This is a genomic window from Arthrobacter sp. StoSoilB13, from assembly GCF_019977255.1.
GTDB lineage: Bacteria > Actinomycetota > Actinomycetes > Actinomycetales > Micrococcaceae > Arthrobacter.
Genome location: NZ_AP024647.1, coordinates 605,962 through 618,773 on the forward strand (window position 1 = coordinate 605,962; position 12,812 = coordinate 618,773).

Sequence of the window (12,812 nt, forward strand, 5' to 3'; positions counted from 1 at the left end):
CGTGTCGTCGTCTCGCAACCCATGGTTGATGTAGATCATGAACATCGGGAGGCACGCCGGTCGGAAGGTCAGAGACGGTCAGGTGTCTTCGGCCAGGTCCTGGACGTCGAAGGTCTCGCGCGCCTGTTCGATGAGGGGCATGTGCTTTGCGGCCCACTCCAGGAGCACATCGATGGGGTAACGAAGTGTCTTGCCTAAAGGTGTGATGCGGTACTCGATCGCGACGGGGCGCGAGCTAAGCAGTTCGCGTTCGATAATGCCGTTTCGTTCGAGGCGACGCAGCGTCGCCGTCAGGGACTTCTGCGACACCGACGGGATGGCCCGTCGCAGTTCGCTGAACCGGCAAGGCCGCTCGCAGAGTTCGTTGAGCACGCTCAATGACCACTTGTCGAGAACTTGATCGAGCAATTCCCGATGGGGCGTGCTGATCTCCAGACGGTCATCGTGGCTAGTGGTATCCGGCATGAAACCTGGTCTCGTTGAAGTGTCCTGCATCTACCAGGTATCAAAGATATACCAACGTTTACCTCTTTCCCAAGGAGTCTCATGCCTGTTCACCGTTTCAGCCCGGAAGGCCTGATGCAGCCCACCCCGTACCACCACGTCGCCGTCGGCACCGGCACCCGTCACGTTCACGTCGCGGGCCAGATCTCGCGCCTGGCTGATGCTACGCCCGTCGCTCCGGACGACCTGGCCGGCCAGGTCGCCCAGGCCCTCCGCAATACCGCGACCGCGCTGGCCGGCGCCGGGGCGAGCTTCGACGACGTCGTGCGTTTGACGTTCTACGTCACCGCCTGGGCTCCGGAGAAGATCAGCGCTTTCATGGAAGGTATCGAAAGTGTCGCTGCGGAGATCGGACTGCCCTCGCCGATGCCACCGTCCTCGCTGATCGGCGTCGAGTATCTGTTCGAACCGGATGGGCTCGTCGAAGTTGAAGCAACCGCGGTACTGGATTAGCAACGCCACCAGGGGTTTATACGCCACTCCTAAAGAGCCCTCAGCGCTTCAACCACCAAATCGTGATACCGGTGGGGGCCAAGCCCACTCAGCGGGAAAACGAGTACTACAGTTGATGTATGGCTGCCAGCCGCAATCCGCTCGATGACCTGCGCGAAACCATCGGCCATCTGGCCAATCAGCTCAAGCTGCCTGGTTCCGAACGCGTCGACGACCTCGTGGGCGATCTCATCGGTGCGAGGCCCGGGCCGGCCCGCCCGCTGTCCGAGGTGCAGGCCGAACTCGACGCGCTGGTTGGACTGGGGACCGTGAAGGAACAGGTGCGGGCCCTGGTCGCACTGCTCCAGGTCCAGGCCCGTCGTAAGGCGCACGGTCTGCCGGAGGTGGCCACATCCCAGCATCTGGTGTTCCTCGGAAACCCGGGCACAGGCAAGACCACCGTGGCGAGGCTCCTGGCCGAGATGTACCGCGCGGTCGGGCTGCTGCAGAAAGGACACTTGGTCGAGGTCGACCGTTCGGGCCTGGTGGGGCAGTACGTCGGGGCGACCGCCATCAAGACGGACCGGGTGATCCGGCGTGCGTTGGACGGTGTCCTGTTCATCGACGAGGCCTACGCGCTGGCCCCGGAGGACGGCCGGATGGATTTCGGCCCTGAGGCGATCGAGGTCCTGCTCAAGCGGATGGAGGACCACCGCCACCGCCTGGTGGTGATCGTGGCCGGCTACCCGCGGCTGATGGAGTCCTTCTTGCTCTCGAACCCTGGACTGCGCTCCCGGTTCGCCCGGGAGATTACGTTCCCGGACTACTCCGTGGACGAGCTCGATACGATCTTCCACCAGATGCTTGCCCAGCACGAGTACACACTGGAGTCGGGTGCGGACCAGATGCTGCGGCGCATTCTCACCGGACTCCACGCGGGCGAGGACTCCGGCAACGCGCGGTTCGCACGCACGCTGTTCGAGCAGGCGCTCAACCGCCAGGCGCTTCGGCTCTCGCTCGATGAAGAACAAAGTCTCGACGCCCTCGATCGTGAGGCCGTCATGACGCTCACCGCGGACGACATCGCCGAGGCCGCACTGGCCTTGGGTGAGGAGCCGGAGCCGGAGACGGAAGCGACGCCGGAACGGCAACAGTCACGCTGGTGGCGCTGGCTGGTCTGAAGTAGAGACCTTCTCGCCGCCTCGGGCTCGAGGTGGTGGCACGCTGCCGGAAAGCCTTCAATCACGGCAGTCGGGCCAGATTTGATGGCTCGTTTCCTGAATGCCAAAACCACGGGATTCGGATCGCAGCCCAGTCGCGGGGGGAGTCCGCCACGCGGTCGCCTTACATGTGACACCGCTCGACACTTTGACCGGCGAGCTTCCCTTGGGGGCTCCGCCTAAGGTAGGGGTGTCTGTTATGCGCTTCATGGCTCCTCCTGCATCCTGCTGGTTCAACCATGCTTCACCTGGATCAAGAGTTACCCCGGTTTTGCGCAGCGTAGGCAAAGTTTATGGACAGGAAAAAGTGCGACGGCGGTACTTGCCGAGTGCCGCCGTCGCACGATTCCTGTTACTTAAGCCAGGACGTCACCGTTTCCTGGTGCGCGTCCACCCACTTTTTGGCTGCGGCTTCGGGGCTCATGCCGCCCTGAATATCCGTGGCGACTGAATTCTGGTCATCGTTGGTCCATTTGAAGCCCTTGGCCAGTTTGGCTGCCGGTGAGCCGCTGTCCGCAAACTTCTTGGAAATAATCTTGTTGAGTGTATAGGTCGGGTAGTCGCAGGCCACTTTTTCTGCGTCAGCATCGCAGCCCTCGGTCCAGGGCCGGCAGGGAGACCTTCTTGAGGGGAATCTGGGACAGGAACCACTGCGGTTCGTAGAAGTAGCCCAGCAGCGGCGTCTTGTTTTGCTCCGCCGTCCGGAACGACTGGATAAGGGCAGCCTCCGAGCCGGAGAACACCACTTTGTAATCCAGGTTCAGGTTCTTCACCAGTGCTTCGTCGTTCGTGACGAAAGCGGGGTCGCCGTCGAGGATCTGGCCCTTTCCGCCGGACTCGGAGGTGGTGAACATCGACGCGTACTTGTTCAGGTTCTTCCCGTCCGTGATGTCCGGGTACTTCTCTGCCATCCATGGTGGTACGTACCAGCCGATGTGGCCTTCGTTGCCGGTGGGTCCGGCGTCTACAGCCACCTTCTGATCCGTAATGTACTGCTTGGTGAGGTCAGCATGACCCCAGTTTTCCATGATGACGTCCACCTCACCGGAGGCGAAACCCTGCCAGGAAATCTGTTCGTTGAGGTCCTTCTGCACCACAGTGCAACCAAGCTGGTTTTTCGCTACGTAGCTGTACACGGCAGCATTGGCCGTATAGCCGACCCAGGCGTTCATCGCGACACTAACAGCTCCGCAGGGTGCATCCGAGGCACCTGCGGGTGCGGCGGCCACCTGGTTCACGGAAGCACCCCCGCAGCCTGTCAGCAGCAAAGCAGCCGCGGCGACTCCTGCCATCAGGGGGATAGTTCGTTTCAACAGCGGTCCGGCTTTTTTCATTGTTGGGTCTCCTTGTTGGGGGGTGGGAGTATGGCGGGAATGTTTGTTCATTGGAGCGACCAGGTTCATGGGGTCTTGGCCGCGGCAATTTTCCGCAGCGGGGTTGCTGCCGCAGCCTGGGTCATCCTGTCGAGCAGGATGCCGAGGAACACGATGGCAAGGCCTGCGGCCAGGCCCTTGCCGAACAGTGAACTTTGGACAAAGCCGGCGACGACGTCGTACCCGAGTCCGCCTGCACCGACCAGGGCACCCACGACCACCATGGCAAGGACGTAGATCAGCCCTTGGTTGGCGGCGAGTGCCAGGGACTTCCTGGCCATCGGCAACTGGACCTTGGTAATGACCTGCCAAGGCGTTGAGCCGCTGGAAATGGCAGCTTCAAGGACAGTGGGTGAGATTGCTGCGATGCCATCGGCGGTGATTTTGATGGCGACAGGAGCTGCGTAGATGATGCCTGCGATGATCGCCGTGAAACGGGTAGCGCCGAAGAGTCCCAGGAACGGAACAAGATAAACGAACGCGGGCATCGTCTGGCCGGCGTCCAGAATTGGCCGAAGGACTTGGTCTACCCTTTCGGAACGGCCCATCGCGACACCGAAGACCACACCAAGGACCATGACAAGCGCGGTGGCCACCAGCGTTCCGGCGAGGGTGACCATGGAATCGCTCCAGAGGCCAAGGTAGATGATGACACCAAGGCAGGCGGTGGTTACGGCGGCGAGCTTCCAACCGCCCAATGCGTAAGCGGCCAGGGCAATGACGCCCACGAGGATGTAGAAAGGGGTGTCTGTGAGCAGGGACTGGAACGGGTTCAGGATTCCAGTGGTGACCGATTCACGCAGGGACACTGTGAACAGGGACAGGTTGCTCTGCATCCACTGGCTTGCCGAGCTCACCGCCTGGACAATCGCCGGGCCGATGTTGAAGTCCTTCGGGAAAGCCGCGGCCCACAATGAGCTCCTGGACAACTGGACCATGACCAGGGCCAGGCCCAGCGTGACACCCAGGACTATGTATCGGTTCCTGCGCGAGATCCGGCCGTTCCGGGCAGCGCCCGGTTCCGCCCGGCGGCTGGCTGCAGTGGTTACCCGGTCCAGCACGATCGCGAGCAGGACGATGGAGAGGCCGGCATTTACTGCAGTTCCGACGTCGAGCGATTGCAGCGCGCGGACAACGACCTGGCCGAGTCCTGGAGCGGCGATCAGTGCCGCAATAGTGACCATGGACAGAGCCGCCATGGTGCTTTGGTTGATTCCCATGACAACTGTGCGCCTGGCCATGGGAAGCTGCAGGGTAAGCAGCCGCTGCAGGCCCGTGGTACCCAGCGAGTCCGAGGCTTCCCGGGTGTTCTCCGGGATGCTTCGGATACCGTGGGCCGTGAGGCGGATTACCGGAGGCGCGGCGTAGATGACAGTGGCAATGACGGCCGAGGCCGGGCCGATGAGGAAGATGAGCGCCAAGGGGGCCAGGTAGACGAATGTGGGCAGCGTCTGCATGAAGTCCAGTACCGGCGTGATCACTGTGGCAACCCGGGTGGAGACACCGGCGAGGATACCGAGCGGGATCCCAATCAGGAGTGTCAGCAGCACAGCGGTAAGAACCAAGGCGAACGTGTAGGTGGCCTCAACGAACAGACCCTGGATGCCGAAGAAGGTAAAGACGGATAGGGTCAGGAGAGCCACGCGGACGTTCCCGACGGCGAACGCAATCCAGCCAAGTAGTCCTACGGTTCCTAGCCAGCCAATTTCAGGCAGCCGCAGGCCGGTGGAACTCGCCGCAAAGAGCGTGATGAAGAGGTTGGCGACGTTGTCCACCACGGCCCGCAGTGGTGTGAAGATATACAGGAAGACGGGGTTGTCGGCCCGGTTGGCCGCAACCCAGGCGTTGAACTGGTTGAGTGAGCGGTGCAGATCCGTCAACTCGGAGGCAGGCAAAGTCAGGGTGGACGTCCCGTGCAGGATCAGAAAGCCCAGGATCCAGATGACGCCCGCGCCAACCAGCAGCATGGTGCGGCGACTGGGCAGGCGGCGCGGTTCCTTAACAGGGGAGGAGGCTGGCTGGATCTTTTCCTGATCCCGGACAAGCGTAGTCATCAGGCCGCTGCTTCCGCTGGCTGCAGCACAGAGAGGATGCTGTCACGGTCGATCTGCCCGATGATCCTGCCTGCTTCATCCTCCACGAGGACGGGGCAGGAGGAATGCATCACGGTTGTTATGGCGTCCCGGATGATCATGCCGGAACTGAGGACCGGAGCATCCAGGGGCGTTCCATCCATCAAGGGACGCATAATCCACTTCAAGGTCAGGACGTCCGCGCGGGGAACTTCGGACACAAAATCCTCAATGTACTGATCTGCCGGAGATCCCACCAACTCATCCCCGGTGCCGCACTGGACCATCTCGCCGTTGCGCATGATCAGGATGCGGTCCCCGAGCTTGAGTGCCTCGGAAAGGTCATGGGTGACGAACACCATGGTCTTCCCCATTTCCTTGTGGAGTCGGATCACCTCGGCCTGCATGTCACGCCTGATGAGGGGATCCAATGCAGAGAAGGGCTCGTCGAAAAGGATGGTGTCCGGGTCGCCTGCCAAAGCCCGGCCAAGGCCGACACGCTGCTGCATACCGCCGGACAGCTGGTCCGGATAGTGCTGTTCGTACCCCTTCAGGCCGACCAGTTCAATGATTTCCCGAGCCCGGCCGTAGCGCTCGTTCTTAGCCGCCCCGCGGATTTGCAGCCCGTAGGATACGTTGTCCAAAACCGTCCGGTGAGGCAGGAGTCCGAAGTGCTGGAACACCATGGACATCTTCCGCCGGCGAAGTTCCCGCAACTCCCCAACGCCTGCCTGCAGGACGTCCTTGCCGTCCACCATTACCTGCCCTGAAGTGGGTTCAATAAGCCGGGTAAGGCAGCGGACAAGGGTTGATTTGCCGGATCCCGAGAGACCCATAACGACGAAGACCTCACCCTTTGCGACGTCGAAACTTAGGTTGCGGACGGCCGCTACGCAGCCTGAGGCTGCCAACAGTTCAGCAGAGCTAAGGGACGAAAGCCGGGGATCACCAGGGATCTTTTCACCAGCGGGGCCAAAGACTTTCCAGAGGTTCCGTACTGAGATGTCGGGGCTGTTCATTGCTGTACTCCTGCTTATGGCGGCTCGAACCAATGGCCGGGCTTTGAGTGGATGTCTTGCTGCTTGCCTTTTCGCCGAAGTCCCCCACTGAGCTTGGGGAAAGCTGGGGGATACGCCGGTGGAGGCAGCGCTCTCAACGCCATGCTCCAGACGCCCGCGGGCAAATCCTTGCGCGATGTCGCGAGGGCACTGTAAATCTTCTTCGCTGCGAACGGACTTGATCTGCATGTTGCTGGTTGTGCATGCATCAACATCACCCGTAATACGCAACAGTGATGTATCTCACTCCACCTGTCAAGGTTTGGAAATAAATAAAAACGATGGCCAACAGCCACCGTGGGTGACGCTTGCGCCATCCCAATGATTGACGGGTTGGGCGCTGGACCACGTCAAGGGAAGGGTCGCCGTGAGGGAAGCTGCTTTGTGACGGTGCCGTCGAGTCGTATGACGGCATTGGCCCGTACTGGTTCTGACCGGTGTGAGGATCTCAGAGGTCGTCTTCGGGCCGGGCAGTGAGAATTCGATTGGCGCTCAACTGGAGGATGCCGAGCGATTCCTGGATCAGGGGAGAGGTGATGCTGCCGCGGCGTACGGCAGCGACAATGCGGCGCGACGGCTTACCCCTGCCCGTGATACGGAGCCGAACTACGTTTTCTGCACTACGCAGCGGCGCCAGTCTCGGCAGCAGGCCCACGCCCAGCCCTGCGCCCACGAAGGCGATTTGGGTTTCCCACTCGACGGCCTCGTGGGCAATTCGTGGTGTTACCCCGGCCGCGGTGAACGCCGCAGTGAAGAGGGAATGGTAGGTGGAGCCGGCGGCCTCCGTGATCCAGGGTTCCGACGCCAGCTCCTGGAGTGTCACTGTCTCCCGCGATGCCAACGGATGATCAGAGGGAATGATCACGTCCAGGGGGTCATCGAGCAGGACGGTCTGTTCGAAGCGCGGATCGTCCTCGGCGTAAGTGTCGGACTGCATGGCGACGATGACTGCAAGGTCGATTCGCTCGGCAACCAACAAGTCGAAGCAGCGGGCCGGGTTGGCCTCGAGCACTTGCACTTCCAGTTGGGGGCGCGTTGAGCGAAGAGTCGCGGCGAGTGGCGCAAGCAACTGGGCGGCCGCCGTCGAGAATCCGCCGAGGCCAAAATGTGACTGGACCTGGTCCCCGGCCTTCATGGCTGCGGCGCGCAGGCTCTCCCAGTCGGCAATGAGCGTGTCCGAACCCGCCACGAGAAAGCGGCCAGTGGCGGTCAGCCGCACCCCCCGGCCGTCCTTCGTCAGCAGCTGCATTCCAAGTACGCGTTGGAGCTCCCGCAACTGCGCCGACACGGCGGAGGGAGAATAACCTGTGAGCTCCGCGGTGGCGCCAATGGTGCCGCAGCGGGCAAACACTCGAAGTGTGATGAGTCTCGCATCGATCATGCACCTATTGTGCACGGTTATCTTCCAAATGTTGCGCTTTTGTTGCAGCGCATTCGTCCCTAATCTCATGACTACAAGGATTTTGAATACAACATCGGTTGCACCCAAGCACCCTTGGTCGCCATGAATCGCACGCTAACCCAGGCCTCCCGGGAGGAAACACATGTCTGCTCCAGTCTTGCCCCTCAATTCACGCGGAAAACTCGCTTCATCATTGCCTGCAGAGCAGCTGGCAGAGATCAGCCAGTTGTTCGAGTTCCGGCGCACGGGATATTCCCTCGATGCCCCCTTCTACACAGACCCCACGATTTTCAAGATCGACATGGAGGCCATTTTTGGCCAGCACTGGATCTTTGCCGGCAGCGTCGCAGAACTCCCGGAGCCGGGTGACTACATCACTGTGGATTATGGCCCCTACTCGCTGATTGTGCTGCGGAACGACGACGGCGGCGTGAACGTCCTGCACAACGTGTGCCGCCACCGTGGCGCCCGCGTCCTGACCGAAGCTGCCGGGTCCACTGGCAACCTCGTTTGTGGCTACCACTCCTGGACCTATTCCGCGGAAGGTAACCTCATCCACGCCTCCGCTCCCGGCGAAGCGAAGTTCGACAAGAACTGCTTCGCGCTCAAGCGTGCGCACAGCCGCGAAGTTGCCGGCCTCATCTTCGTCTGCATCGCTGATGAACCGCCGACGGACTTTGACGAGACCTCCAAGATCTTCGAGCCCTATCTCGCGCCCCACGATCTGTCCAAGACGAAGATTGCCTACCAGCAGAACATCATCGAAGAGGGCAACTGGAAGCTCGTCATGGAGAACAACCGTGAGTGCTACCACTGCGACGGGCATCCGGAACTCGCCTGCTCGCTCTTCCCCACGTGGGGCCTGACCGAGGGGCTGATCCCGGCCCATCTCGAGGAAGTTTGGGACCGCAACAAGGAAGCACAGTCCTCGCTTGAGGAGCGTTGCCGCCGTTACGGCCTGCCCTACGAGGTAGTTGAGGAACTGGACACCCGTATCGCCGGAATCCGCATCTCGCGCGAATCCCTGGACGGTGAGGGCGAATCGTTCTCCGCCGATGGCCGCCGGCTGTCCAAGAAGCTGCTCGGTGACCTGCCCGACTTCCGCCTTGGCCGCTGCTCGATGCACCTGCAGCCCAACAGCTGGTTCCACTTCCTGGGCGACCACGTGATCACCTTCGGTGTCTTCCCGATCAATGAGCACCAGTCCTTGGTCCGCACCACCTGGCTGGTAGCCGACGATGCCGTGGAAGGCGTTGACTACGACCTCGAGAAGCTGACCTACACCTGGAAGCAGACCAACCTGCAGGACAAGGCCTTCGTGGAGCTGTGCCAGCAGGGCGCCGGCAGCCCCGCCTACGAGCCCGGCCCCGTACATGAAGAGCGAATACCAGGTTGAGGCGTTCATCAACTGGTACGTACAGCGCGTGCAGGAGCACTTGGCATGATTGAACTCCTCACAGAGACGGCAATCCAGGAGCCACAGCGGATCCGTGGACTTGAAATGCCGTGGAACAGGGTGATGGGCAGCACCGAGGCACCCGCCCGTGCTGCCCGTGCCCTGGGTCCCTGGCACCCGCAGGAGTTCATGGCTGAATGCGTGGAAACCGTTCCGGAAGCGGGCGGCCTCATGACGTTCGTGTTCCGGCGCTGCGACGGCGCCCCTCTGGCGTTCCGCGCAGGGCAGTACGTCAACGTGGCCTTTCCCGTGAACGGCGAGGACAAGGAACCGGTGGACCGCAGCTACTCGCTGTCCAGTTCGCCTACCGAGCCGTGGACTTTCAGCATCAGCGTCAAGCGCGACGGTGGCGGCCTGGTTTCGCCGTGGGTGCACGAAAACGTCAAGCCAGGTACCGTCCTGGAGATGCTCGGGCCAGTCGGCGCGTTCCACCTGCCCGACGCGGACCGGCGTGCTCGTTACCTGTTGCTCGCTGCTGGAGCCGGCATTACGCCCATCATGTCCATGGTGCGGACCATCCACTCCTTGCCGGGGCATGCTGACGTTGTTGTCCTGTACCACGGAGCGGAAGCCGGGGGTTTTGCCTTCCACCAGGAATTGGCATACATCGCGTCCGTGGACTCGCGCGTAAAGGTCTTCTATTCCCTGGGTGACCGCAGCAAACCCGAGGGGTGGGAAGGGCTCAGCGGAAGGCTGACGGCGGCCATGCTCGACGAGGTGGCCCCTGATGCCAACGGCCGTCAGGTCTATGCCTGCGGTCCCGAGGGCTACCTGAACACTGCCACCGAGCTCCTCAAGAAGGTGGGCGTCGACGACACCTCCATCTACATGGAGTTCTTCACCGGCGACCGCCAGACGCTCCTTGAATACCAGGCAGAGCTGGCGCATGCAGCGGACATTGCCGAGGAAATCGCGGAGGAAATCGCTGATTCCGCCGAGGACTACTTTGAAAGCCAGCCCACAGCCTTTGGGCTCTACGAGCCAGGCTACGACGCCGAGGGAACCCTGAAGGCCGGGGGACTGCCGCTGGAAACCGTCGATGCGGATGCGGCTGGTCCGGAAGCCCTCGACGGCGGTTCGGACACCGAGCCGGAGACCGCGACCCCGGATGCCTCAAGTTTCGACACTGTCGGAACGGGAAGCCTCACGCTGTCCTTCATGCGCACGGGAATCAATGTACGCATCGATCCCACCGAGCACATCCTGGGGGCGGCCCAGCGTGCGGGCGTCAGGATCGGCGCAAACTGTAAGGAAGGCATGTGTGGCTCCTGCAAGGTCGTCAAGCTTTCCGGGGAGGTGGAGATGAACCACCAGGGCGGGATCCGGGCCCGGGAAATCGATGCAGGCAAGTTCCTGCCCTGCTGCTCCACAGCCCGGACCGACATGGTGATCGATGCCTAGCTTCCAGCTGCGGAGATAGCGGGACAGGTAGCGTGGCCGCGGTTAGGGACGAAAGACGAGTACAAACTACTCGTGCACCAAGACTGCCCGTTGGTCTTTACTGGATGCAGCGGAGCCCAAATAACTGCCAATAACCCCCCAACGTTTGGCGGTTGGTGCCCAAGGGTTCCGTCGGCCAGGGCCGGACAACTGCAGCAATGCAGATGTCCGGCCCTTAGCCTTGCCACGGGCTAGGATGTGGCGCGTCGCGCTACGTTGTAGAAGCGGATGTTCTCGTATTCTTCGAGGCCTTCGGCGCTTCCTTCGCGTCCGAGGCCTGACTGCTTGACGCCTCCGAAGGGGGCGGCTGCGTTGGATGGGACGCCTTGGTTGATGCCGACGATTCCTGTCTGGAGACTGTCGGCGACATTAAGGGCGCGGTCCAGGTTCTCGGTGAAGACGTAGCCGGCGAGGCCGAATTCCGAGGCGTTGGCGCGGGCAATTACTTCGGTTTCGGAGTTGAAGCGCTGTATCGCCGCGATGGGGCCGAAAATTTCGGACCGGGCGACGTCGGAATCTTCCGTGACGCGGTCCAGGACGGTTGGGGCGAAGAAATTGCCTGCGGAGTCGTAACCGTGGCCGCCGGTGAGCAGTGTGGCTCCGAGAGCCACGGCGTTCTCGGTGTAGGCCTGCATTTGGGCGACTGCACGGTCATCGATCAGCGCGCCGAGTCCGGTCTGCTGTCCGAGGCCGCTTCCCACAGCGACCTGGGCGAAGCGTTCGGTGAGCGCTGCTACGAAGTCATCGGCTATTCCGTCCTGGACGTAGATCCGGTTGGCTCCAATGCAGGACTGGCCGCCATTGCGGAGTTTCGCGGCAAACGTTCCGTCCACTGCCCGCTGCAGATCGGCGTCGTTGAAGACGATGAGCGGTGCGTTGCCGCCAAGCTCCATTGAGCTTCGGAGGACATTCTGGGAGGCAAGCTGCAGCAGCTGGCGTCCCACCGGCGTCGATCCGGTGAAAGAAACTTTCCTGACTCTGGGATCGAGCAGGACGGCTTCGCTGAACGCACCTGATTTTGAGGTCGTGATGACCTGGATAAGTTCTTCCGGTACCCCTGCCTCGACGGCGAGTTGAACGGCAAAGTACGTCGTGAGGGGAGTGAGGGTCGCAGGCTTGATGACTACGGGGCATCCCGCAGCCAGGGCGGGTGCGATTTTTCGGGTGGCCATCGCCAAGGGGAAATTCCATGGCGTGATCAGGACCGCCAGGCCGACGGGGGAGCGGCGTGTCAGGAGGCTCGCACCACCATCCGGTGTTTCGCGGAAGTTTCCTGCGGGGCGGACTGCTTCCTCGGCGTACCAGCGGACGAAATCGGTTCCGTACTTGACCTCGCCGCGGGCTTCGGCGAGGGGCTTGCCCATTTCGCGGGAGATCAGGTGGGCGAGGTCTTCGGTGTGTTCAACGAGTTTGTTGTACCAGGCGTGGAGTACGTCGGCGCGTTGGCGGAGGCTGGACCTGGCCCAGGGCGTTCCAGCCTTGTCGGCCGTCGCAACAGCTTCCAGCGCGGCCTCAACATCGGCGTCGGGGACATGGGCTATGGTTTCGCCTGTCGCGGGGTCCTGGACTTCGATGCCCGAGCTGGGAAGGCTGATGGATCGGATGACGGCATCGGCGTGTTTGACGCTGGCGGAGTCGGCCGCAATCAGGGGTGCAGCGACGTCGGATATGAGGCTCATCGATTCTCTCTTTCAGTACTGGCCTGGTCGATGGCGGTACGAAGACGCGTACATCTCCAACGGATGATCTGCGTTTCGCCGCGATCGATAACCAACGCATGATGGTTTTGTGCCTAAAGCCAATGTAATTACGTGCGAAAGTAAATAAAAGCGAACCTTTTTGACGTACTTATGTA

Annotated in this window: 10 protein-coding genes and 1 pseudogene; 4 read left to right on the forward strand and 7 right to left on the reverse strand. The window is 61.7% G+C overall.

The window, feature by feature from the left end:
• Window positions 1–78: 78 nt before the first annotated feature.
• The gene (locus tag LDP01_RS02835) at window positions 79–465 is read right to left on the reverse strand and encodes a winged helix-turn-helix transcriptional regulator (RefSeq protein WP_224090072.1); all 387 of its coding nucleotides are present in this window, start codon (window positions 463–465) and stop codon (window positions 79–81) included.
• A gap of 81 nt (window positions 466–546) precedes the next feature.
• Here LDP01_RS02835 and LDP01_RS02840 point away from each other — a divergent pair, with 81 nt between their 5' ends.
• Together LDP01_RS02840 and LDP01_RS02845 are read left to right on the forward strand one after the other, a co-directional pair.
• Window positions 547–957: a RidA family protein gene (locus tag LDP01_RS02840; RefSeq protein ID WP_224090073.1), complete on the forward strand. Its 411-nt coding sequence runs from the start codon at window positions 547–549 to the stop codon at window positions 955–957.
• A 119-nt stretch (window positions 958–1,076) separates the two neighbouring features.
• Window positions 1,077–2,117 (forward strand): AAA family ATPase, encoded by a 1,041-nt coding sequence (locus LDP01_RS02845; RefSeq protein WP_224090075.1) that lies wholly within the window; start codon window positions 1,077–1,079, stop codon window positions 2,115–2,117.
• 391 nt (window positions 2,118–2,508) lie between these two features.
• Here LDP01_RS02845 and LDP01_RS23340 read toward each other — a convergent pair whose 3' ends face one another.
• The 5 genes from LDP01_RS23340 to LDP01_RS02865 form a co-directional block, all read right to left on the reverse strand.
• Window positions 2,509–2,727 (reverse strand): glycine betaine ABC transporter substrate-binding protein, encoded by a 219-nt coding sequence (locus LDP01_RS23340; RefSeq protein ID WP_263433748.1) that lies wholly within the window; start codon window positions 2,725–2,727, stop codon window positions 2,509–2,511.
• A 10-nt stretch (window positions 2,728–2,737) separates the two neighbouring features.
• Window positions 2,738–3,490, reverse strand: a complete 753-nt coding sequence (locus LDP01_RS02850) for a glycine betaine ABC transporter substrate-binding protein (RefSeq protein ID WP_263433749.1) — start codon at window positions 3,488–3,490, stop codon at window positions 2,738–2,740.
• Between the two features lie 65 nt (window positions 3,491–3,555).
• On the reverse strand, window positions 3,556–5,583 hold the full coding sequence (locus LDP01_RS02855) for an ABC transporter permease (RefSeq protein ID WP_224090077.1): 2,028 nt from the start codon (window positions 5,581–5,583) through the stop codon (window positions 3,556–3,558).
• Window positions 5,583–6,620, reverse strand: a complete 1,038-nt coding sequence (locus tag LDP01_RS02860) for a quaternary amine ABC transporter ATP-binding protein (RefSeq protein ID WP_224090079.1) — start codon at window positions 6,618–6,620, stop codon at window positions 5,583–5,585. Before LDP01_RS02860 ends, LDP01_RS02855 begins: the two co-directional genes overlap by 1 nt.
• 487 nt (window positions 6,621–7,107) lie before the next feature.
• Window positions 7,108–8,040 carry a LysR family transcriptional regulator gene (locus LDP01_RS02865; protein ID WP_224090081.1) on the reverse strand — a complete coding sequence of 311 codons (933 nt, stop codon included), beginning with the start codon at window positions 8,038–8,040 and terminating at the stop codon, window positions 7,108–7,110.
• A gap of 163 nt (window positions 8,041–8,203) precedes the next feature.
• Between LDP01_RS02865 and LDP01_RS02870 the strand changes: the two are divergent.
• Together LDP01_RS02870 and LDP01_RS02875 are read left to right on the forward strand one after the other, a co-directional pair.
• A pseudogene (locus LDP01_RS02870) lies at window positions 8,204–9,506 on the forward strand (aromatic ring-hydroxylating oxygenase subunit alpha).
• Window positions 9,503–10,918: a ferredoxin reductase gene (locus LDP01_RS02875; RefSeq protein ID WP_224090083.1), complete on the forward strand. Its 1,416-nt coding sequence runs from the start codon at window positions 9,503–9,505 to the stop codon at window positions 10,916–10,918. The pseudogene LDP01_RS02870 and the gene LDP01_RS02875 overlap by 4 nt, the downstream one beginning before the upstream one ends.
• 230 nt (window positions 10,919–11,148) lie before the next feature.
• Here the strand turns inward: LDP01_RS02875 and LDP01_RS02880 are convergent, their stop codons facing one another.
• The gene (locus LDP01_RS02880) at window positions 11,149–12,636 is read right to left on the reverse strand and encodes an NAD-dependent succinate-semialdehyde dehydrogenase (RefSeq protein ID WP_224090084.1); all 1,488 of its coding nucleotides are present in this window, start codon (window positions 12,634–12,636) and stop codon (window positions 11,149–11,151) included.
• Window positions 12,637–12,812 lie beyond the last annotated feature (176 nt).